The organism is Nocardia sp. CS682, from assembly GCF_004634405.1.
In the GTDB taxonomy this organism is placed as follows: Bacteria; Actinomycetota; Actinomycetes; order Mycobacteriales; family Mycobacteriaceae; genus Nocardia; species Nocardia ninae.
The window spans coordinates 4,639,785-4,662,067 of record NZ_CP029710.1; the positions used below are offsets into that span (position 1 = coordinate 4,639,785).

At 66.7% G+C, this 22,283-nt stretch carries 20 protein-coding genes and 2 tRNA genes; 17 read left to right on the forward strand and 5 right to left on the reverse strand.

Features of this window, described 5'->3' with window-relative positions; all coding sequences use genetic code 11:
- Positions 1-116: 116 nt before the first annotated feature.
- The 9 genes from dnaN (at position 117) to DMB37_RS20995 (ending at position 10,341) form a co-directional block, all read left to right on the forward strand.
- Positions 117-1,292 carry a DNA polymerase III subunit beta gene (dnaN, locus tag DMB37_RS20960; protein ID WP_107653500.1) on the forward strand — a complete coding sequence of 392 codons (1,176 nt, stop codon included), beginning with the start codon at positions 117-119 and terminating at the stop codon, positions 1,290-1,292.
- Between the two features lie 219 nt (positions 1,293-1,511).
- A complete protein-coding gene (gene recF, locus DMB37_RS20965; RefSeq protein WP_135234164.1) occupies positions 1,512-2,693 on the forward strand; it encodes a DNA replication/repair protein RecF in 1,182 nt (393 codons plus the stop codon).
- Positions 2,694-2,845: 152 nt separating this feature from the next.
- A complete protein-coding gene (locus DMB37_RS20970) occupies positions 2,846-3,406 on the forward strand; it encodes a DUF721 family protein (protein WP_135234165.1) in 561 nt (186 codons plus the stop codon).
- 598 nt (positions 3,407-4,004) lie between these two features.
- Positions 4,005-6,059, forward strand: a complete 2,055-nt coding sequence (gyrB, locus tag DMB37_RS20975) for a DNA topoisomerase (ATP-hydrolyzing) subunit B (RefSeq protein WP_135234166.1) — start codon at positions 4,005-4,007, stop codon at positions 6,057-6,059.
- A 54-nt stretch (positions 6,060-6,113) separates the two neighbouring features.
- Complete coding sequence (gene gyrA / locus DMB37_RS20980) at positions 6,114-8,636, forward strand: DNA gyrase subunit A (RefSeq protein WP_135234167.1); 2,523 nt, start codon at positions 6,114-6,116, stop codon at positions 8,634-8,636.
- Between the two features lie 42 nt (positions 8,637-8,678).
- Positions 8,679-9,896, forward strand: coding sequence for a DUF3566 domain-containing protein (locus tag DMB37_RS20985; RefSeq protein ID WP_167768897.1), 1,218 nt, complete (start codon positions 8,679-8,681; stop codon positions 9,894-9,896).
- A gap of 158 nt (positions 9,897-10,054) precedes the next feature.
- Positions 10,055-10,128: transfer RNA gene (locus tag DMB37_RS20990), tRNA-Ile, on the forward strand.
- Positions 10,129-10,157: 29 nt separating this feature from the next.
- A complete protein-coding gene (locus DMB37_RS41400) occupies positions 10,158-10,265 on the forward strand; it encodes a DLW-39 family protein (RefSeq protein ID WP_222595215.1) in 108 nt (35 codons plus the stop codon).
- Between the two features lie 3 nt (positions 10,266-10,268).
- A tRNA-Ala gene (locus DMB37_RS20995) sits at positions 10,269-10,341 on the forward strand.
- 367 nt (positions 10,342-10,708) lie between these two features.
- On the opposite strand, the gene DMB37_RS40610 is transcribed toward DMB37_RS20995, so the two are convergent.
- Positions 10,709-11,899 carry a hypothetical protein gene (locus tag DMB37_RS40610; protein WP_167768898.1) on the reverse strand — a complete coding sequence of 397 codons (1,191 nt, stop codon included), beginning with the start codon at positions 11,897-11,899 and terminating at the stop codon, positions 10,709-10,711.
- A 40-nt stretch (positions 11,900-11,939) separates the two neighbouring features.
- Positions 11,940-12,650 carry a YoaK family protein gene (locus DMB37_RS21000; RefSeq protein ID WP_135234168.1) on the reverse strand — a complete coding sequence of 237 codons (711 nt, stop codon included), beginning with the start codon at positions 12,648-12,650 and terminating at the stop codon, positions 11,940-11,942.
- Positions 12,651-12,977: 327 nt separating this feature from the next.
- Between DMB37_RS21000 and DMB37_RS21005 the strand changes: the two genes are divergently transcribed.
- From DMB37_RS21005 to DMB37_RS21020, 4 genes are all read left to right on the forward strand, one after another.
- Positions 12,978-13,478 carry a pyridoxamine 5'-phosphate oxidase family protein gene (locus DMB37_RS21005; RefSeq protein WP_135234169.1) on the forward strand — a complete coding sequence of 167 codons (501 nt, stop codon included), beginning with the start codon at positions 12,978-12,980 and terminating at the stop codon, positions 13,476-13,478.
- Positions 13,479-13,518: 40 nt separating this feature from the next.
- Positions 13,519-14,448, forward strand: a complete 930-nt coding sequence (locus DMB37_RS21010) for an acyl-CoA dehydrogenase family protein (RefSeq protein WP_135234170.1) — start codon at positions 13,519-13,521, stop codon at positions 14,446-14,448.
- Positions 14,449-15,483: 1,035 nt separating this feature from the next.
- Positions 15,484-16,491 carry an ATP-binding cassette domain-containing protein gene (locus DMB37_RS21015; protein ID WP_135234171.1) on the forward strand — a complete coding sequence of 336 codons (1,008 nt, stop codon included), beginning with the start codon at positions 15,484-15,486 and terminating at the stop codon, positions 16,489-16,491.
- Positions 16,488-17,330: an ABC transporter permease gene (locus DMB37_RS21020; RefSeq protein WP_135234172.1), complete on the forward strand. Its 843-nt coding sequence runs from the start codon at positions 16,488-16,490 to the stop codon at positions 17,328-17,330. Before DMB37_RS21015 ends, DMB37_RS21020 begins: the two co-directional genes overlap by 4 nt.
- Before the next feature lie 5 nt (positions 17,331-17,335).
- Here the strand turns inward: DMB37_RS21020 and DMB37_RS21025 are convergent, their stop codons facing one another.
- On the reverse strand, positions 17,336-17,548 hold the full coding sequence (locus DMB37_RS21025) for a hypothetical protein (RefSeq protein ID WP_135234173.1): 213 nt from the start codon (positions 17,546-17,548) through the stop codon (positions 17,336-17,338).
- A gap of 254 nt (positions 17,549-17,802) precedes the next feature.
- Here DMB37_RS21025 and DMB37_RS21030 point away from each other — a divergent pair, with 254 nt between their 5' ends.
- Positions 17,803-18,330: a peptidylprolyl isomerase gene (locus tag DMB37_RS21030; protein ID WP_135234174.1), complete on the forward strand. Its 528-nt coding sequence runs from the start codon at positions 17,803-17,805 to the stop codon at positions 18,328-18,330.
- A gap of 4 nt (positions 18,331-18,334) precedes the next feature.
- Positions 18,335-19,201: a rhomboid family intramembrane serine protease gene (locus DMB37_RS21035; RefSeq protein ID WP_135234175.1), complete on the forward strand. Its 867-nt coding sequence runs from the start codon at positions 18,335-18,337 to the stop codon at positions 19,199-19,201.
- Positions 19,202-19,299: 98 nt separating this feature from the next.
- On the opposite strand, the gene DMB37_RS21040 is transcribed toward DMB37_RS21035, so the two are convergent.
- Positions 19,300-19,782, reverse strand: coding sequence for a PH domain-containing protein (locus DMB37_RS21040; RefSeq protein ID WP_135234176.1), 483 nt, complete (start codon positions 19,780-19,782; stop codon positions 19,300-19,302).
- A 120-nt stretch (positions 19,783-19,902) separates the two neighbouring features.
- Entirely contained in the window at positions 19,903-20,166 is a 264-nt protein-coding gene (crgA, locus tag DMB37_RS21045) for a cell division protein CrgA (RefSeq protein WP_107659880.1), read from the reverse strand.
- Between the two features lie 171 nt (positions 20,167-20,337).
- On the opposite strand from crgA, the gene DMB37_RS21050 reads away from it, so the two are divergent.
- Both DMB37_RS21050 and DMB37_RS21055 read left to right on the forward strand, forming a co-directional pair.
- Positions 20,338-20,982 (forward strand): aminodeoxychorismate/anthranilate synthase component II, encoded by a 645-nt coding sequence (locus DMB37_RS21050; RefSeq protein ID WP_135234177.1) that lies wholly within the window; start codon positions 20,338-20,340, stop codon positions 20,980-20,982.
- A gap of 129 nt (positions 20,983-21,111) precedes the next feature.
- Positions 21,112-22,239 (forward strand): dihydrofolate reductase family protein, encoded by a 1,128-nt coding sequence (locus DMB37_RS21055; protein WP_135234178.1) that lies wholly within the window; start codon positions 21,112-21,114, stop codon positions 22,237-22,239.
- Positions 22,240-22,283: the final 44 nt, after the last annotated feature.

A 22,283-nucleotide genomic window follows, 5' to 3' on the forward strand; every position in this document is an offset into this window, starting at 1 on the left:
CGGCCGATCCAGCACCCTTCGCGAACAACCAACGTTGAACGAGCCGACAGGCTTGGAGGACGAATGTCCGGCCACCGCATAACAGCTCACGGAACTGGGAGAGGACAGATCGGGCGATGGAGCTTGCAAGCATGAAGTTTCGGGTCGCCCGAGAGGACTTCGCGGAATCCGTTGCCTGGGTGGCACGTAGCCTCCCGTCCCGGCCCCCCGTGCCCGTGCTCGGCGGTGTGCTGCTCGTGGCCGACGACAGCGGGTTGACCGTCTCCGGCTTCGACTACGAGGTCTCCGCGCAGATGCGCGTCGCCGCCGAGGTCGCCGGTCCCGGCGAGGTGCTCGTCTCCGGCAGGCTGCTCGCCGACATCACCAAGGCGCTGTCGAACAAGCCGGTCGACGTGTCCGTCGACGGCACTCGCGTGCTGATCAGTTGTGGCAGTGCGAAGTTCTCCCTGCCGACCATGCCGGTCGAGGACTATCCCCAGCTTCCCGAGGTACCGCAGCAGTCCGGCGAACTGAGCGTCGACGTGTTCGCCAACGCCGTCGGCCAGGTCGCCGTCGCGGCGGGCCGGGACGACACGCTGCCGATGCTCACCGGTATCCGCGTCGAGATCGAGGGCTCGAAGGTGGTGCTCGCGGCCACCGACCGATTCCGCCTCGCGGTCCGGCACATCGAATGGTCGCCCGCCGACGCGAACATCGAGACCGCGGTGCTCATCCCGGCCAGGACGCTGTCCGAGGCCGCCAAGACCCTGGGCACCTCCGATGCCCCCGTGCAGCTTTCGCTCGGCACCGGTGCTGGTTCGGACGGACTGCTCGGCATCGTGAACGCGGGCCGCCGGACCACCACCCGGCTGCTCGACGCCGAATTCCCGAAGTTCCGTCAGCTGCTGCCGAAGGAGCACACCTCCATCGCCACCCTGCAGGTGTCGGTGCTGACCGAGGCCATCAAGCGTGTCGCCTTGGTCGCCGAACGTGGTGCCCAGGTGCGCCTGGAGTTCTCCACCGAGGGCCTGCAACTGTCTGCCGGTGGGGACGACGCCGGTCGCGCCGAGGAATGGCTCGAAGCCGATTTCCGCGGCGAATCGCTGACCATCGCGTTCAATCCGGGCTACCTGATCGACGGCCTGTCGGCGCTGCATGCCGAGCGGGTCACCTTCGGGTTCACCACGCCGAGCCGCCCCGCGGTGCTGCTGCCCGCGGTCGACGAGGAGCCGAAGGTGCTCGAGTCGGGTGCGTTCGCCGCGCTGGACAGTCCGTACACCTACCTGTTGATGCCGGTCCGGCTGCCGGGCTGAACGCCTGTGCACGACCGCGATCCGAGCTCGTCTCCTTCGGCCGCTGTGAAACCAGTAGCGTCGCTATGGGATTCGGCAACACGACGGTCGAGGTGGACACCGTTCATGCACAGGTCTTCCACACTCTGTGGGTGGGCGTCGGCAACGTCGGCGCCCATGTCGAAGGGTTGTGCACAACATCGCGGGGCCGAATTCGTGCAGGTAGGGGCCGGATAGCGGATGTTCATCCGAACACTGTCACTGCGTGACTTCCGCTCCTGGGAACACGCCGAACTCGAATTATCCCCAGGCCGAACGGTTTTCCTCGGCTCGAACGGCAACGGCAAGACCAACCTGCTCGAGGCGATCGGCTACCTGGCCACCCTCGGCTCGCATCGGGTCGCGGCCGACGCCCCGCTGATCAGGCTGGGTGCCGACAAGGCACGAATCGGCGCGTCCGTGGTCAACAGCGGCCGCGAACTGCGGATCGACATCGAGTTGAACCAGGGCGCCGCCAACCGCGCCCAGATCAATCGCTCGCCGGCCCGCAGACCACGAGAGATTCTCGGCATCCTGCAGACGGTGCTGTTCGCTCCGGAGGATCTCGCGCTGGTGCGCGGCGATCCGGGGGAGCGCCGCCGGTTCATGGACGAGTTGTGTACAGCCCGCCTGCCCAGGCTCGCCGCCGTCCGCAGCGACTACGACCGAGTGCTGCGGCAGCGTTCGGCGCTGCTGAAATCCGCTGGGCGGCAAGCCAGATCGAAGACCGAGCTGGGCACCCTCGACGTGTGGGACGGCCACCTGGCCACGCACGCCTCGGTGCTGCTGACCTACCGGCTGCGCCTGGTACACGATCTGTACCCGTACCTCGCGCAGTCCTATGCCGCCATCGCCCCCGAATCCCGGCCTGCCGCAATCGCTTACCGCAGCGCCACGCTGCCGCCCGAATTCCTGGACCCCGCAAGGGAACCCCAGCCGGACGACACCGAGGCGCTGGAGGCAATCATGCTGCGCGAGCTCGCCGCCGCCCGGCCGAAAGAGCTGGAACGTGGTGTGTGCCTGGTCGGTCCGCACCGCGACGAGCTCGACCTGAACCTCGGTGACGCACCGGCCAAGGGATTCGCCAGCCACGGCGAATCCTGGTCGTTCGCCCTCGCGCTGCGCCTCGGTGCCTTCGAGCTGCTGCGGGCCACCGGCTCCGAACCCGTGCTGTTGCTCGATGACGTCTTCGCCGAACTCGACCGCCGCCGTCGCACCGCCCTCGCGGCCGTGGCGGCGGGCGCGGAACAGGTCCTGATCACCGCGGCGGTCCCCGAGGACGTGCCTGCCGAACTCGCCGCCGTGCCCCTGCGCGTGGAAACCAGCGGCGGACCGGACGGCCGAACCTCCAGGATCGCCGAGCCCGCCACACCGTCACCGTGACGATCGCGTTCGCACTATGACGTATGCACAGAAAAGCATGGTTATCAACAGGTCCTGTTGATAACTAGTGCGTCGGGTGCCGTGCCCGGAGCGGCCGTTTTGTCGGTGCCTTGTCGTAGAGTGACCCTCTGGCCGCGCGATACGAGAGGAGCCTGGTGACCGATCAGCAAGGCGCCGAACCGGCAGGTAAAGAGCCGGAGTTGCGCGGTATCGATCTGGCCAGGCGGGCGCTGGAAGAGGCCCGCGCGGCGGCGAAGGCGAGCGGCAAGTCGGTCGGGCAGGGGCGATCCTCACCACAGCGGAAGCTGCGGACCGGCGCGCGCAGGCGCACCGGCTGGTCGGGGGCCGGACCGGATGCCCGCGATCCCCAGCCGTTCGGCAAGCTGACCGGCTCGCTGGCCAAGAATCGCGGCTGGTCCACCAAGGTCGCCGAGGGGATGGTGTTCGGCCGGTGGGCCGGCGTCGTCGGCGAGGACATCGCGTCCCATGCCACGCCGTTGACCTTGAAGGACAACGTGCTGAGCATCGCCGCCGAATCCACCGCGTGGGCAACCCAATTGCGGATGTTGCAGAGTCAGATCCTGGCGAAGATCAACGCCGCGGTCGGACCGGGTGTCGTGACGTCGCTCAAGATCACCGGCCCCGCCGCGCCCAGCTGGCGCAAGGGCGAACGTCACGTCAAAGGCCGCGGACCCCGCGATACCTACGGATAGAACCGGGGCGTTCCACGTGAAGCCGCGTCTCGGTATCGCTCGATGCGCCAACGGATTTCGCCCCCGAGCGGTAAGTAGCTGGATTGTGCCGAGCACAGCCCAGCGCCCCGCAGCCGACCGCCTTCGGGCTCCGCGCAACCCGGTACCGCCCCGAATAGTTGATCTCCCGCCCTGCTCGCAGCCTGTTCCGCGGTCGGGAGCCGACGCCGCGCGGCAGCTGGCGAGCGAGATGAGTAACTCCTCGGCTAGGCCCGCGAGTCCTGAAATACGGGCATTCCGCCCCGTCGCCGTGCGCGGCGCCGGTGGCCCGGCAACACGCACCGCCCGAATCCTCCCAGAGGCGAGTTAAAGCCTCGGAGGGCGGAACAGACTCGCCGCAATCCGATTTCTCGCATTCACGGAGCTGTCAGGGGTGTCGTAGGTGCGCTGTAGGTTGGGTGTACCAGTAGGATGGTGACGTAACTAGCGGCGATCACCTTCGGCGCGTTCCGCACAGCCCGCGTGGCCCTGTATTTCTCGAGCAGTCATAGCCAGGGACCAACGCGTGCTGTGCAGTGCCCCGCCAGGAGGATCAGCAAGTAAGGAGAGCTACCGACCAGTGGCTGCCAACGACTCCAACGCATCGGGCTCGACCAACGCTTCCTCGGGCAAGGCGGATTACGGCGCCTCGTCCATCACGGTTCTCGAGGGACTCGAGGCGGTCCGCAAGCGTCCCGGCATGTACATCGGTTCCACCGGTGAGCGTGGCCTGCACCACCTGATCTGGGAGGTCGTCGACAACTCCGTCGACGAGGCGATGGCCGGGTACGCCACCCGGGTCGATGTCACGCTGCTCGCCGACGGCGGCGTCGAGGTGGTCGACGACGGCCGAGGCATTCCGGTGGCCATGCACGCGCAGGGTGTCCCGACCATCGAGGTGGTCATGACGCAACTGCACGCGGGCGGCAAGTTCGACTCCGACTCCTACGCGGTGTCCGGTGGTCTGCACGGCGTCGGTATCTCCGTGGTGAACGCGCTGTCCTCCCAGCTGGAGGCGGAGATCCACCGCGACGGGTACCACTGGACCCAGACGTACAAGGATTCGGTCCCCGGCAAGCTGCTCCAGGGCGATCCATCCAAGCAGACCGGCACCACGATCCGCTTCTGGGCCGATCCGAACATCTTCGAGACGACCACTTACAACTTCGAGACCGTGGCCCGCAGGCTGCAGGAGATGGCGTTCCTCAACAAGGGGCTGACCATCACCCTCACCGACGAGCGCGTCACCGACGCCGAGGTCACCGACGAGGTGGTCAGCGAGACGGCCGACGCGCCGAAGCACGCGGAGGCCGAAGACGCCGCCGCGCCGGTCGAGCACAAGGTCAAGCAGCGCACCTACCACTACCCAGGTGGCCTGGAGGACTTCGTCCGCCACATCAACCGGACCAAGCAGCCGATCCACAACTCGGTCGTCGGGTTCACCGGCAAGGGCACCGGCCACGAGCTCGAGGTCGCCATGCAGTGGAACTCGGGCTACTCCGAGTCGGTGCACACCTTCGCCAACACCATCAACACCCACGAGGGCGGCACGCACGAGGAGGGCTTCCGTGCGGCGTTGACCACGGTGGTCAACAAGTACGCCAAAGACAAGAAGCTGCTCAAGGAGAAAGACGGCAACCTCACCGGTGACGACATCCGCGAGGGCTTGGCCGCCATCGTGAGCGTTAAGGTCTCCGAGCCGCAGTTCGAAGGCCAGACCAAGACCAAGCTCGGCAACACCGAGGTCAAGTCGTTCGTGCAGAAGGCGTGCAACGAGCACCTCTCGCACTGGTTCGAAGCCAACCCGGCTGACGCGAAGACCATCGTGAACAAGGCGGTCTCCTCGGCGCAGGCGCGGGTCGCCGCCCGCAAGGCCCGGGAGTTGGTGCGCCGCAAGAGCGCAACCGACCTGGGTGGTCTGCCGGGCAAGCTTGCGGATTGCCGGTCCAAGGATCCGAGTAGGTCCGAGATCTACATCGTCGAGGGTGACTCCGCCGGTGGGTCGGCCAAGTCCGGGCGTGACTCGATGTATCAGGCGATCCTGCCGCTGCGCGGAAAGATCATCAATGTCGAGAAGGCCCGGATCGATCGGGTGCTGAAGAACAACGAAGTCCAGTCGATCATCACCGCGTTCGGTACCGGTATCCATGACGAGTTCGATATCGCCAAGTTGCGTTATCACAAGATCGTGCTGATGGCCGACGCCGACGTCGACGGCCAGCACATCGCGACGTTGTTGCTGACGTTGTTGTTCCGGTTCATGCGTCCGCTGGTCGAGCAGGGGCATGTGTATCTGGCTCAGCCGCCGCTGTACAAGCTCAAGTGGCAGCGCAGCGATCCGGAGTTCGCCTACTCCGACCGCGAACGCGACGGCCTCCTCGAAGCCGGCCTCGCGGCGGGCAAGAAGATCAACAAGGAAGACGGCGTCCAGCGCTACAAGGGTCTCGGCGAGATGAACGCCAAGGAACTGTGGGAGACCACCATGGACCCGTCGGTGCGCGTGCTCAAGCTGGTCACCCTGGACGACGCCGCCGCGGCCGACGAGCTGTTCAGCGTGCTGATGGGTGAGGACGTAGAGGCCCGCCGCAGCTTCATCACCCGTAATGCCAAGGACGTTCGCTTCCTCGACGTATAAGCCGGTGCGCGTGCCCCGTCACCGCAACCGCACCAGGCCCGCTAAGGAGACTTCATGACCGACACGACGCTGCCTCCGTACGGAGGCACCGGCGGCGACCGGATCGATCCGGTCGACATCCAGCAGGAAATGCAGAACAGCTACATCGATTACGCGATGAGCGTGATCGTCGGCCGCGCGCTGCCCGAGGTGCGCGACGGCCTCAAGCCGGTGCACCGGCGCGTGCTGTACGCCATGTACGACAACGGGTATCGGCCCGACCGCGGCTACGTGAAGTCCGCGCGCCCGGTCGCCGAGACCATGGGTAACTACCACCCGCACGGTGACAGCTCGATCTACGACACCCTCGTGCGTATGGCGCAGCCGTGGTCGCTGCGCTACCCGCTGGTCGACGGCCAGGGCAACTTCGGTTCCCGCGGCAACGACGGCGCGGCCGCCATGCGGTACACCGAGTGCAGGCTGACGCCGCTCGCGATGGAGATGCTGCGCGAGATCGACCACGAGACGGTCGATTTCATCCCGAACTACGACGGTCGCTCGCAGGAGCCGACCGTGCTGCCGAGCCGGGTGCCCGCGCTGCTGATGAACGGCAGCAACGGCATCGCGGTCGGCATGGCGACCAACATTCCGCCGCACAACCTGCGCGAGCTGGCCGAGGCGATCTACTGGGCGCTGGACAATTTCGACGCCGACGAAGAGTCCACCCTGGCCGCCTGCATGGAGCGGGTGAAGGGCCCGGACTTCCCGACCTACGGTCTGATCGTCGGTAGCCAGGGCATTCACGACGCCTACACCACCGGCCGCGGCTCGGTCCGGATGCGCGGCGTGGTCGAGATCGAGGAAGACAACAAGGGTCGCACCACCCTGGTCATCACCGAGCTGCCGTACCAGGTCAACACCGACAACTTCATCAACTCGATCGCCGAGCAGGTGCGCGACGGCAAGATCGCGGGCATCTCCGACATCCACGACGAGTCCTCGGACCGCGCGGGCATGCGGATCGTCGTCACCGTCAAGCGGGACGCCGTCGCCAAGGTCGTGCTGAACAACCTCTACAAGCACACCCAGCTGCAGACCAGCTTCGGCTGCAACATGCTGTCCATCGTCGACGGTGTGCCGCGCACACTGCGGCTGGACCAGATGATCCGCTACTACGTCAAGCACCAGTTGGACGTCATCGTCCGGCGCACCAAGTACTTGCTGCGCAAGGCCGAGGAGCGGGCCCACATCCTGCGCGGCCTGGTCAAGGCGCTCGACGCCCTCGACGAGGTCATCGCGTTGATCCGGCGGTCGGCCAACACCGACACCGCGCGCACCGGCCTGATGCAGATGCTGGATATCGACGAGATCCAGGCGACCGCGATCCTCGACATGCAGCTGCGTCGCCTCTCGGCGTTGGAGCGGCAGAAGATCGTCGACGAGTTGGCCAAGATCGAACTCGAGATCGCGGATTTGAAGGACATCCTCGCCAAGCCGGAGCGTCAGCGCGCCATCGTGCGCGACGAGCTGGCCGAGATCGTCGAGAAGTACGGCGACGACCGGCGCACCAGGATCATCGCCGCCGACGGTGACGTGGCCGACGAAGATCTGATCGCCCGCGAGGACGTGGTCGTCACGATCACCGAGACCGGCTACGCCAAGCGCACCAAGACCGACCTCTACCGCAGCCAGAAGCGCGGCGGCAAGGGCGTGCAGGGCGCCGGGCTCAAGCAGGACGACCTGGTCAAGCACTTCTTCATCTCCTCGACCCACGACTGGCTGCTGTTCTTCACGAACAAGGGCCGGGTGTACCGCGCCAAGGCCTACGAGCTGCCCGAGGCCAGCCGCACCGCGCGCGGCCAGCACGTGGCGAACCTGCTCGCCTTCCAGCCGGACGAGAAGATCGCCCAGATCATCCAGCTCAAGTCCTACGAGGACTCGCCGTACCTGGTGCTCGCCACCAAGAACGGCCTGGTGAAGAAGTCGAAGCTGACCGATTTCGACTCCAACCGCACCGGCGGCATCGTCGCGGTGAACCTGCGCGACGAAGACGAACTGGTCGGCGCCGTGCTGTGCTCGTCCGACGACGACCTGCTGCTGGTCTCGGCGCTCGGCCAGTCCATCCGCTTCTCCGCCACCGACGAGGCGTTGCGTCCGATGGGCCGCGCCACCTCCGGTGTGCAGGGCATGCGGTTCAACGCCTCCGATGAACTCTTGTCGTTGAACGTTGTGCGGCCGGATACATATCTGCTGGTGGCCACCGCCGGCGGTTACGCTAAGCGGACTGCGATCGAGGAGTACACCGCGCAGGGTCGGGGTGGTAAAGGCGTATTGACCATCCAGTACGACCCCAAGCGTGGCACCCTGGTCGGTGCACTCATCGTCGAGGACGAGGATGAGTTGTATGCGATCACGTCCGGTGGTGGTGTCATCCGGACGGTGGCCAAGCAGGTTCGCAAGGCTGGACGACAGACCAAGGGCGTGCGATTGATGAACCTCGGTGAGGGCGATACGTTGCTTGCTATCGCGCGCAATGCCGATGAGCCCGATCCCGATCTGCTCGCCGGCGAAAACAGCGACACCGGTTCCTCTGAGTAGTAACCCAACAGCGGCGGCAACGAACGGATCTAAGGATTCCCATTGACCACTCCGAATCAGCCGAATGACGAGCGGCACCCGACGAACGGTGTGACCGAGCGGATCGCACCGTCACCGATTCCGCCGCGGCCGATCCCCCGGCCGAACTCGTCGGCCGAGAACGGCCAACCGGGTGGCGGGCAGCCAGGAGGCGGCCAGCCGAACGGTGGCCAAGCGGGTGGTGGGCAGTCCGCCGCTGGCCAGCAGGGCGGGCAGCAACACGGCAGCCAGCAGCAGCACGGTGGCCCGCAGGGCGGTGGCCAGCAAGGTGGCGACCGATCCGGCGGCCAGCAGGGCGGGCAGCAACGCGAAATGCAGGACCAGCAAGGCGATTTCGCGGGCAAGCAATCGGGGTCGGAGCAGGCTCCCGGTCACGGCGGCCAAGATCCGTTCGATCAGACTGTCCGCATGAACAACTCAGAGCCCGGTGCGCCCGAGTCGGGGGATCAGTCCGGTGGCAACGGCGGTGGCCAATCGCCGTTCCAGGACGGCTGGGCGCAGCTGCCGCAGCGGGAACCACAGTCCAACCTGTACCGGCCGGGCCAGGCGCCGGTCACCGGACGGCCGAGCGGCTCAGGGGGCCAAGGCAGTTCGGGCGGCGGCCTGGGCGGTGGCGTGACCAACGCGCGCACCACCGCCGACCTCGCCGCCAAGGCGGCCCGCAAGGAAGCGGCGATGGTGAAGTCCGTCGGCATCGACGGACCGACCCGCAGCATCGCGCGCCCCGAGCTGATCAAGGACATGCCGGACCTGTCCGAGATCAGGCACCCGCTGCCGCCGTCGGCCGAACACCACACCGGCCAGCAGCCGCCCATCTCGCCCGCGGTGCCGGTCGCGGTCGCCGCGGCCGTCGCCACCGGCGAGCCGCTGCGGGCCACCGTGCAGATCCGCCGGATCGACCCCTGGTCCACCCTGAAGATCTCGCTGGTGATCAGCGTGGCCATGTTCTTCGTGTGGATGCTCGCGGTCGGCCTGCTGTACATCGTGCTCGAGGGCATGGGCGTGTGGGAACGGTTGAACAACACCTTCACCGACATGGTGTCCCAGGACAGCGGGTCGGTCGGGCTCATCGACGCGGGCACGGTCTTCGGCTATGCGGGCGTCATCGGGCTGATCAACGTGGTGCTGTTCACCGCGCTCGGCACCGTCGGCACGTTCATCTACAACCAGTGCTGTGATCTGGTCGGCGGCATCCAGGTGACGCTCGCCGATCCCGACTAGCGCTTCGAACACCCAGCGGCCGGCGTCGTCCCTCCACCGGGGACGGCGCCGGCCGTTTTCGTTGATCGGCACCCCTGCTACCAGCCGTTTTGGTCGTTCGCGGGCAAGTCGGGTAATCTCTAGCCTCGGCTCAGGTGGAAGAAAACAAGAGTCGATACGGGCCTATAGCTCAGGCGGTTAGAGCGCTTCGCTGATAACGAAGAGGTCGGAGGTTCAAGTCCTCCTAGGCCCACTCCCGAACATCACAGTAGGGTGGGAACCATGAAGTTTCTTGTCACGGTAGGCGCCGTGGTCGCGGTTCTCATCGGCATCTCCAAGCTGCGCCAGCGCACCGACGCCGACCTGTGGCACGAAGTCACCACCCGCTGACTCGGGGCCTTAGCTCAATTGGCAGAGCACTGCCTTTGCAAGGCAGGGGTTAGGGGTTCGATTCCCCTAGGCTCCACAGATACCAGGCCCATGCCCACGGAGGGCGTGGGCCTTTTCTGTTCCGCGTGTCTTGTGGGGGCGGAGCCCCCCACACCCCGTCCGGCGGGGCTTCGCCCCCCTGACCCCCCTTCTCAGGTGCGCCTTCTCGGGTTGTGCACTGGATTGGTGTTTGCGGGGCTTCGCCCCGCACCCCTGCTCCTGGTCGCGTATCTGACGTAACTTCCTTGGCTCGCTGACGCTTAGGTCGCTCGAATACGGCGTGGGCAAGTAAGCGAGCCGGCGTCAGTTTGAACCGTTTGGCAGCCGACTGTTTTGCCGAGCCGCTACCAATCGCCGAACCCCTCAGGGCGGGCACGCGGTTACGTGCCGCCGGGGTCGGAGGCTCAGTGCGGTACTGCGGCGGCCTCTAGGCGGGTGAGGATTTCGGGGTTGGGCCAGTGGCGGATTTCGTAGCGGCGGGGGGACATGCCGGGAATCGGTGTCAGGCCGGTGATTTCGGCTGCTGCGGCGAAGGGGACTTCGAAGAGGGTTTGCATTTCGCCGTTCTCCTCGGTGCAGAAGAGGATGCGGTCGGCTTCGGGGAGTAGGTATTCGACGTCTTCGCCCCAGACGGTCACGGTGTGGGGGCCTTCGTCGGAGGCTACGTAGAGGACCGAGGCGACGAAGGCGGGGTCGAGGTCGTCGTGGTGGGGGTAGACGAAGTCGCGCTCCATCGCGGTTTTTAAGGCCTCGGTTTGGGCGTCGTATTCGGTGATGGCCAAACCGCATCGGGCACGGAGGGCGAGGGCGTGGTGGCGGTGGTCGGGTACCTGGTCGAGGGGGATGACGGTGCCGTTGTCGTCGACGGTGTATCCCTGCGGGGAGATGGGGCGGACGGCGGCGCGGTACTGCTGCTCGACATGCTCGAAGAGGGGCGTGAGGTCGCCGTCGTCGGGGGCGATGAGCAAGGTGTCGACGTCGGGCATGAAGGCGATGGGGCGGTGGGTGCCGTCACCGGAGCCGGCGAGCCAGCCGGGGATCAGCGGCCAGGAGGTGCAGTAGCCGTCGCCGTTGTCGGCGAAATGCAGCAGGCCTGCTTCCTTGATGCCGTGGGAACCGACTAGGGCCGTGAGGTTTTCGCGCGCCGCGGCGAAGACCTCGTCGGCGGCGATACCCCAGCGTTCCAGTGTCGTGCCGGAGACGATCGAGCGGGAATGGGGCTTGTCGATCGCGACCAGTTCGTCGAGGAACGGGAATACGGGGCGGGAGATCGGCAGCATCTCCTTGGTGGGGGTGTTGAGCCCGAAGCCGTTGGGGCGCAGGATGGGTCGCAGCAAGGCGCGGCACTCGAGCCAGGTTTCCGGCGCGTCGGCGTCCTGGGCACCCGCGATGTAGCGGGCTATCCGGGCGTCCCGATCGTCGGCCGGGAGGTGGGCGGCCTCCCGAAAGACATTGCCCAGGTACAGCTCCAGGTCGCCGACGGTGATCGTGAACTCGTCCGGATCGTACTTCGCGTCGTGCTCGCCGGCCTCGGTCAGTTGCTGCAGGACGAGCGCCGCGAACTGATCGGCGTCGACCCCGAATTTCTCCTCCACGCGGCAACCGTAACCGGACCGACCGACGAGTGCACAGGAGTCAGCGGCCCGACAGCGGCCCGTGCCGGTCGAGGTGCAGGTAGGTGTAGCCGGTGACGATCAGGCAGACCACGGTGGCGGTGATCAGCATCGCCCAGCCGGCGACCAGCATGCTCAACAGGCCACCTAACAGGGCGCCGAGCGCGAAGCTCAGATAGAGCAGGAAATAGCCGAGCCAGTCGGCGTAGTCGCCGCCGCTCATATGGCGTTCGATGCCCTGGGCCAGCTTGACCAAGGTCCCGGTGACATAGCTCAGCGGCACCGACACCTCGCCGTCCTTCACGAACGAGGTGTTCAGCGCGCCGACGCCGAACGCGACGAACAGGATCGGCACGAAATCGATGTCGGCGGTCTCCGGGTTCTGGAATCGGACGATGTCGATGATCGACGCGGTGGCCAAACTGAACGTGGTCAGCAGGGTCGGCCCGTGCGGATGCCCGGACCAATAGCGTCTGCGGCACCAGGAGGCGACCACGACGCCGGAGACGAACGACGCGAGCAGCCCCGCCGCCGCGGCCGCCGTGTCCTTCTGATCACTGAAGTGGCCGAGGATGGCGCGCTCGGTATTGCCGGTCATGAACGTGACGAAGTAGCCAGCGGTGTGCATGAACGCCGCCGCGCCGATCAATCCGGCCAGTGCGGCCAGCACCCAGGACAGTCGCGCCTCGTTGTCGAAAAGTGCCCTCTTGCGAGCTTCGTCCGGTTTCGGCACAGGTCGGGCTCCTTTCGGGGCGGATGGTCCTCCTCAGTGTTACCGCTCGCCGGCGGAACGCGCATGTGCAGCGCCGTAGGTTGCCGGATGGTCACCGGCGTCGATTCGGGTGTTCGTCCGATGGTCGGGTCGATCGAGTTGTCGGTATCCGCGGAGTAACCGAGTGACTTCAATGTGCCGTCTTCCCTGTTCACCATTGGTGACGCATGATGATGTCAGTTACTAAAGGTAACCGAATGGACCGGCTCGGGACAGCAGCGAACGGAACGTGCGCACGTCGACAGGTAGCCGGTCCGTTGTGATCGGTCGCACGAAAGGAATGGCAGCATGACGAGCAAGGTGACGGTCTTCGCGGACATCGAGACGGAGTTCGACACCTACGTCGGGCAGATCGGCTACGCCACCATGGTGACCGTGGACAAGCAGCATCGGCCGAGGACGCGGGTGCTGATCCCGGTCTGGGAGCACGCGGACGGCACGCCGCTCGGCTGGCTTGCCACCTACAAGACCCCCGTCAAAGCGGCACACATCGCCGCCAATCCACATGTGAACTTCTCCTACTGGGCACCGGGCAACAATTCGGTGGCGGTGGACGCGACGGCCGAGTGGGCCGACGCGCCCGAGATCAGAGAGCGGGTGTGGCAGCTGTATCGGCAGACCAGCCCGCCGGGCGCCGGCTACGACCTCGGCCAGTTCTGGCACTCACCGCAGGACCCGAAGCTGCAGATCCTGCGGCTGGACCCGTGGCGGATCCAGGTGATTCGGGGCCGGGATCTGCGCAGCCGGATCTGGCAGGCCCGGTCCGAGGCCGCACGCGCCGCCGGGTGACCACGCCGCTCTCCCTCGCCCTGACGGTTACCGTGCACGGGTGGACTCCGTGCTCGATTTCCTGCTGACCGAACCGCTCGCCTCGACGCCGCTCGATGATGCCGGCGCGGCCTGGACACGACATCGGGTGGCCGCGAACCGATTCGGCAAACCGGTCGATGTCGCCATCGCGGGCGGCTTCGGGGCCGACCGGCTCGGTTACGCGTTCCTGTCCGGGTATCAGGAGGCGGTACGCACGCTGATCCCGGATCTGCCCGCTGACGAACTGGTCGCGTTGTGTGCGACCGAAGCGGGCGGCGGGCATCCCGCGGCGATCCGGACCACGCTGACCGAGGACGGCGGCGAGTTCCGGCTCAACGGGACCAAAACCTTTGCCACGCTGGGCAAGCTGGCGCAGCGGTTGGTGGTGCTGGCCAGCGTGGGAGCGACCGAGGACGGCCGGAATCGGTTGCGCGCCACCGTGGTCGACGCCCGTGCGACCGGGGTGCACGTGACGAGTCTGCCCGAGACTCCGTTTGCCCCGGAGATCCCGCATGCCATGGTCACGCTGACAGATGTTGCGGCAGAGGTGTTACCAGGTGACGGCTACCTGGATTACCTCAAGCCGTTCCGCACGATCGAGGACATTCATGTGCTGGCCGCCGCGCTCGGCTGGCTGGTGCGGGTGGCGCGCGGAGCGGGCTGGTCGCGCTCCGTGCTGGAGCGACTGCTCACCGTGGTAGCGGCGGTACGTGGACTCGATCTCGATGCGCCGAGTTCGCCGGGCGTGCACATCGCGCTGGGTGGCATCTTCGAGTCCGTCGAGCGGTTGCTGGCGGAGCTGGATTCGCTGTGGGCGTCCGTGGATTCGGTGACCGGACAGCGCTGGGAGCGAGATCGTCCGCTGCTCGGGATCGCCGGACGGGTGCGCGATCAGCGTCTGGCTACGGCCTGGCGATCGGTGTTACCCGAGGAGAATCAGGCCGTCTGACCTGGTCCGGAAATGGGGAGCGGGCCTCGGCGAAGGGGGGGAGTTAGCCGAGGCCCGCGTAAGGTCGGCCCGGGGGGGAGGGGCCGACTTGAATGATCCTACGCGATGATTCCCGATTGTGTGCGCGTGGGGAGTGCCACTTTTGAAGATTTTTTGGGTCCGCTTACTTTCTGCTAGTTCGTGACCGTTTCGGGTAGGTGGGGCCCTCCTGGGGGCCACTGTTCGGCGGTGGCCTGGTGTTTGCCAAAACCGCTGTTGCGCAGGTCGATACCCGCTCGTTACGCGCTGTGACCCGGGCCGGTTACGGCCGGATAAAACAAGCCGACCGGTCGCTGTGTGGGGAGAATCGCTGCCCCGCGAGGACGATTCGCCCACGGTGGGCGACCGACGCGATGTGCGTCGGTAATTCGTCGGTCGGAATCTGTCGTACCCCGATGCGAACATGTGTTCGTGTTCAGCGGGTCCCGGTCGATCGAACGGTCCGAGCGAGCAAGGGGCTCGGGCGCTTTCGCGTGGGCGCAACCCGGTGCACGAGTACCGCGCGACGACGATTCGGGTAGTCCGCTACGCACGACTCGGTGGGCCGCGCGCGGGAGTATCGAACCGGTCGCACTTCGATCCGGCACCCCCGAGCACCGCCTGGATCGAGGTGCGGCCTTCGTTTGTGGGAGGCGCGTCCGGGCCGAATCGGGGGTGGGCAACCCACCCTGAACTCTGTACATTGTAGAGAGAAAAATTCGCCACGCGTCCAACGGAAGGAACGAGCGATTGCGCACCGTGTCGTACACCTCGCCCTCGCTCTCGGCGCACTCTGAGGGCAACATCGGGCAACCGCGGCACCGGCGGATGCTCGATGGTGGCGGGCTCGCGCCTTTTCAAGATCGCAAACCGGCGCAAATCGGATGAAATTGTCGGTGGGTGGCGCAATACTGACTCGGGTATCGGCCTTTTCCCTGGCCCAGCGAATTCGGTCGGCACCAGATCACTGGCGTCGTGCAAATACATCCCACGAAAACTCACGAACTCAGGAGAATCATGCCCGACGCAATAGTCGCCGAGGGTCTGGTCAAACGATATGGCGATCTGGTCGCCCTCGATGGACTCGACCTCTCGGTCCCGGCGGGGACCGTCACCGCGCTGCTCGGACCCAACGGCGCAGGTAAGACCACCACGGTCCGGGTGCTCACCACCCTGCTCGTGCCGGACGCCGGGCGGGCGACCGTCGCGGGCATCGACGTGCTGCGCGAGCCACGAACCCTGCGCTCCCGCATCGGCGCGTCCGGCCAATACGCCGCGGTGGACGAATATCTCACCGGCTTCGAGAATTTGGAAATGGTGGGCCGGCTGTATCACATGGGGGTGCAGCGCAGTAAGGAGCGCGCACGCGAACTGCTCGAGCGGTTCCGGCTCAGCGACGCCGCCGACCGGCCGGTGAAAACGTACTCCGGCGGTATGCGCAGGCGACTCGATCTGGCGGGTGCGCTGGTGGCGAACCCACCGGTGCTGTTCCTCGACGAGCCGACCACCGGCCTGGATCCACGCGCCAGGCTCGCGCTGTGGGACGTCATCGAGGAGTTGGTGGCGGGCGGCACCACGCTGCTGCTCACCACCCAGTACATGGACGAGGCCGACCGGCTGGCCGACGCCATCGCGGTGATCGACCACGGCAAGGTCATCGCCCGCGGCACCGCCGACGAGCTCAAGACCCTGGTGGGCGGTGACCGGATCGAGCTCACCGTGGACCACGCCGACAACCTCGGTACCGCGATGCAGGCGCTGAAAGGCCTGGCCGACGGCGAGATTCACGTCGAGCCCGGGCTGCGCCGCCTCACCGTCCCGGTGGCCGACGGATCGCAGGCGCTGGTCGCGGCGATCGGCAAGCTCGCCGAACACGACGTGCGGATCAACGACGTCGGCCTGCGCAGGCCCTCGCTCGACGATGTCTTCCTGACCCTCACCGGGCACGAGGCCGAGGAACTGATCAACGACAACGGCCGCGCCGCGGCAGAGCGGCAGACCGCAGTGGAAGGAACGACCCGATGACCACCATGGCTCCGGTGCACGAGCGGCTCTCGCTCGGCGACAAATTGTCGATGGTGGTGAGCGACAGCCTGACCATCGCCAAGCGCGGGGTCATCAAGATCAGGCGCGTGCCCGACGTGCTGATCTTCTCCACGCTCTCGCCGATCATGTTCGTGCTGTTGTTCGCCTACATCTTCGGCTCGGCGATCGAGATCCCCGGGGTGAGCTACCGGGAGTTCATGATCGGCGGCATCTTCGCGCAGACCGTGGTGTTCGGCGCGTCGTTCACCGGTGCGGCGCTGGCTGAGGACATGCAGAAGGGCATCATCGACCGTTTCCGTTCGCTGCCGATGGCGCCGTCGGCCGTGCTGATCGGGCGCACACTCAGCGACGTGGTGATCAACGTGGTCAGCCTGACGGTGATGTCGCTGACCGGTCTGGCGATCGGCTGGCGGATCCGTGGCTCGTTCCTGGACGCGGTGCTGGCGTTCCTGTTGCTGTTGCTGTTCGCCTACGCGGTGTCCTGGATCATGGCCTACGTCGGGCTGCTGGTGCGGGCACCGGAGGTCTTCAACAACGCCAGTTTCATCGTGGTGTTCCCGCTGACCTTCATCGGCAACACCTTCGTGCCGAGCGACAAGCTGCCGACGGTGCTGCGGGTGATCGCCGAGTGGAATCCCGTCTCCGCACTCACCCAGGCGACGCGCGATCTCTTCGGCAACACCAGTGCGGTGGCACCCACGCCCACCGCGTGGTCGCTGCGCAATCCGGAGGTGACCACGCTGATCTGGGTGGTGGTGATCATGGCGATCTTCGTACCGCTGGCGGTCCGGCAGTACAAGAAGACCGTCAGTCGCTGAACCTTTTAGCGGCCGTTCTCCGCGCCTGCTCCGGCTACCGGTGTGGGCGCGGAGCCGTTGCGGGAGTAGCCGATGCGCGGCGGCGCCGGGGCGGGTGCGGGCGGCTGCGGCCGCTTGCTGCGTACCAGCCAGGCCACGCCACCCGCGAGCGCGACGGCCGCCGCGACAATGAGCCGGTTACGAGTACGTGCGGATACATGTAGGGGCCCCATGGTCATTGGCCCATGCTGGCACAACCGCGCCGTTCATGCAGTAGCTCCAGCTCAGCGGCTCGCCCGGGTACGCCGTGGCGACTACCCATCGGCTCAGGTGGCGGGCCAGACGGCGACTTACCCTGCGGCGCGGACGACCACCGTTGCGTCGTCGGTAACTTCTCCTGGCGCACCGGAACTCGACTACCGACGCAACCCGACACGGGTGGTACCGGCCGGTGCGCTGCGGTTCCCAGGCGGCGGGACCGTAGCATTGCGGCGTGACCTCACCGAATCAGACCGCTGTGGCGACGCTCCACACGAATCGCGGCGACATCAAGATCTCGCTCTTCGGTAACCACGCCCCCAAGACGGTCCGCAACTTCATCGGGCTCGCCGACGGTTCGGCGCCGTACACCACCGCGAACGCGAGCGGCGGCAGCACCGGCCCGTTCTACGACGGCGCCGTGTTCCACCGGGTGATGGACGGGTTCATGATTCAGGGCGGCGACCCCACCGGCACCGGACGCGGCGGACCCGGCTACGAGTTCGGCGACGAGTTCCACCCGGAACTGCGCTTCGACCGCGGCTATCTGCTGGCCATGGCCAACGCCGGACCGGGTACCAACGGGTCGCAGTTCTTCATCACCGTCGGCCCGCAGCCACACCTCAACCGCAAGCACAGCATCTTCGGCGAGGTCGTCGATCCGGAGTCGCGCAAGGTCGTCGACGCCATCGCCAAGACGGCGACCGATCGCAATGACCGCCCCCTGGAACCTGTCGAAATCACCAAGATCACGATCGAATGAGCTTATGACCGCCCAGCCGCCTGCGCCGACGTGCGTTCGCCATCCCAATCGTCCGACCGGCCTGGCGTGCACGCGCTGCGGACGGCCCTCCTGCCCGGAATGTCTGCACCCCGCGGCGGTCGGCCAGCACTGTGTCGACTGCCTGCGGCAAGGCCAGCGTGACGTGGCGCCGGTGCGCACCGTCGCAGGCGCACCGGTGGCCAGGGCCTCGCTGCCCTACGTGACCTACGCGTTGATCGCGATCAACGTGGCGATCTACGCGATCACCGCGGTGCAGGCGCAAAGCCTGATGGCGAACCGGGCCTCGGCGCTGTTCATCGACTGGATGCTCTATCCACCTGCGGTGGCCGGCGGCGAGTGGTGGCGGGTGATCGGCTCCGGCTTCCTGCACTACGGTCCGATCCATCTACTGCTCAACATGTTCGCGCTGTATGTGATCGGCCGGGACGGCGAGCTGGTGCTCGGGCGGCTGCGCTACCTCGCGGTCTATCTCGTGTCGCTGCTCGGCGGTTCCGCCGCCGTCATGGTGTTCGCGCAGGACAGCTTCACCGCAGGCGCATCGGGCGCGGTATACGGCCTGTTCGGAGCGATCACCGTCATCCTGATCCGGCTGCGGCAGAACCCGAATCAGATGCTGATCCTGATCGGCATCAACGTCTTCATCAGTTTCTCGCTGCCGGGCATCTCCCTGTGGGGACATCTCGGCGGGCTGGCCGCGGGCACGCTCGCGACACTGGGCATTCTCTTCCTGCCGGGCTGGTTGCGCGTGAAATCGCAAGAGACCGCACGGCTCGTCGGCTGGGTCGCTGTCGCGGTTCTCGCGCTGGTGTCGTGCGGGGTGATCGGCGCTACCGCTATGTCGTTGGCGTGACCCGGCATTCGTGGTGTGGCTTCACGTGAAACACGGGATAGCCGGATAGCGTGGCGAAGCACAACGACCGCGTCGCTGCTGCTTGCGGGCAGATGGGGTCAGCGGGTGGTCTCGCCGGACAACCGGAGGGTGCGTACCAAGGTGTCGTAGACGTCGTCGGGGCGGGCACCCAGATCCCAGCGGCCGAAGATCAGTAGCCGCTCGGTGCCGTCGTTGTCGACGTCGATCTCCAGCATCGGCATCTTGCGGCCGAGGCGGCGGTAGTCGACCACCCTGGCGCGGATGATCTGGTCGCGGGTGTATTCGTCGGCGCCGAGCAGCGTGCGCACGACCAACCGCGGGTCGGTGCCCGCGACGGCGGTCAGCCGTGGTCGCTGCCGGAAGCCGAGCCCGGCCAGCACCAGGAGCCCGGCCGCCGCCAGTCCGATGAGCAGGCGGCTCGCGGCCTCGTTGGACAAGATCGCGGCGACGGCCAGCACGATGCCACCACCGGTCACCGCGACGAGGGCCGGTGTCGGCGTGGTCCAGGCGAGCCGAGGCGTGGCCTCGCGGGGCTGTGGATCGGGAGAATCAGGTGTCACGGGTCACTTTCCCCAAGCACTCCTCGAGTTGTCCACAGGTTCATCCACAGGTGTGCATGAATGACACGTCTGTAATCTAGATGTGGTGCCTGCGTTACCTGGAACAGCCCAGATGTGGTGTCAGCGCCACCGCATGGTCATGATCAGACCGACCACCATGAGGCCGAATCCGATCAGGAAGTTCCACGCGTTCAGATCACTCATCCAGCTGATGTGATCGGCGGCGAGGTAATAGACGAGCAGCCACACCAGCCCAGCGAGCATGAAACCGAGCATGATGGTGACGTACCAGACCGGCGACGGCCCGGCTTTCACCTTCACCGGCGTCCGGCTGGCAGGGTTGATCGTGTAGTCGGTCTTCTTCCGGACCTTCGACTTGGGCATGACGTCCTCGTATTCGGCGTGCAGGTCGGTACCGGCGGGGCAGGCGCGGGTGGTGGTGCGGAGCTCGCTCGCCACGGTGGACGAGGCTCTGGCGCCCTCCGGTGTGCCTCTAGGCTATCCCAACTGGTATTGGATGCGACGCGGTGCCGTGCGGGGACGTAATCTCGGATCATGCGTGTTCTGGTCGTCGACAATTACGACAGCTTCGTCTTCAACCTGGTCCAGTACCTCGGGCAGCTGGGTGCCGAGGCCGTGGTGTGGCGCAACGACGACCCGAACCTGGCCGATGTCGACGCCGTCGTGGCCGAATTCGACGGCATCCTGATCAGCCCCGGGCCCGGTTCCCCCGATCGCGCGGGCGCCAGCATCGACCTGGTGCGAGCCTGCGCCCGCCACACCGTGCCGCTGCTCGGCGTGTGCCTCGGCCATCAGGCCATCGGCGAAGCCTTCGGCGCGACGGTGACCCGCGCGCCCGAGCTGCTGCACGGCAAGACCAGTTCGGTGTTCCACATCGGCGCCGGTGTGCTGGCCGGCCTGCCCGACCCGTTCACCGCGACGCGCTACCACTCGCTCACCGTCCCCGAAGACACGCTGCCCGACGAGCTCGAGGTGCTCGGACGCACCGAATCCGGCATCGTGATGGCCATGCGGCATCGCACCCTGCCGATCCACGGTGTGCAGTTCCACCCCGAATCGGTGCTGACCCAGGGCGGGCACCGGATGCTGGCCAACTGGCTCGGCGTCTGTGGCGAGCGCCCGGCCGAGGGCCTGGTGGAGATGCTCGAGGCGGAGGTCGCCGCGCTGGTGCTGCAGTAGATCGGACGCAGTGTGCGACCGGAGGCGTGGCAGTGAGCGGACGTGGTCAGCGACCGGGAGGCGTGCAGTGAACGGACGCGGTGGGCGACCGGGAGATGTGGGACGCAGTCAGCGACCGGAGGTGCGGCAGTGACCCGTCCATATGTGCTGCTGTCGGTCGCGGTGAGCGTCGACGGATACATCGACGACGCGAGCCCTGAGCGTCTGCGGCTGTCGGACCCGGCGGATTTCGACCGGGTGGATCAGGTGCGTGCGGATTCCGACGCGATCCTGATCGGCGCTGAAACACTGCGCCGCGACAACCCTCGGCTGTTGGTCGACAGCGCCGAGCGCAGGACCGCACGGGTCGAGGCGGGCAAACCGGAGTACCCGCTGAAGATCACCGTCACGGCGAGCGGTGACCTCGACCCGGACCTGCGGTTCTGGCAGCACGGCGGCGACAAGCTGGTGTACACGACCGAGGCGGGCGCAACGCGGCTCGCCGATCGCCTGTCCGACCTTGCCGAAATCGTCTCGCTCGGCGCCGAACTCGACTTCGGCGCCCTCCTGGACGATCTCGGTCGCCGCGGCATCGCCCGCCTCATGGTCGAGGGTGGCACCCGCATCCACACCACCTTTCTTGCCGACGACCTCGCCGACGAACTGCACCTGGCGGTCGCACCACTGTTGGTCGGTGACCCCGAAGCCCCGCGATTCCTCGACGCCGCAAGCTATCCCGGCGCCCCGCACCGCCGCATGCGGCTGATCGACATCGCCCTGTTCGGCGACGTCGCGGTCTTGCGCTACCGCCCGAAGTCCGAACCCATGGCCGAGCGCGACACTCGGTACATGCGGCGGGCCATCGAACTCGCGTGGCGGTGCCCGCCGAGCGAGACCGCGTTCTCCGTCGGTGCGGTGATCGTGGCCGACGATGTGGAGATCGCCACCGGCTACTCGCGCGAGAGCGATGCGAAGGTGCATGCCGAGGAGTCGGCGCTGGACAAGCTCGACGCGGACGATCCGCGGCTGGCCAGGGCGACGATCTACACCACGCTGGAACCGTGTTCGCAGCGGGCCACCGCGACCCGGCCGCCGTGTACCGACCGGATCCTGCGGGCGGGAATTCCCCGGGTCGTGCTGGCCTGCCGCGAGCCGGCGACGTTCGTGACGAACTGTGTCGGCGTGGAGAAGCTGCGCGAGCAGGGCGTCGAGGTGATCGAGCTGACCGAGCTGGCGGCGGAGGCGATGTCGATGAACGGTCACCTCGAGTTGTCCTGAGGCGAACCAAGGTTCAGCACGCAACGTTCTCCGTCGTTGCGGCG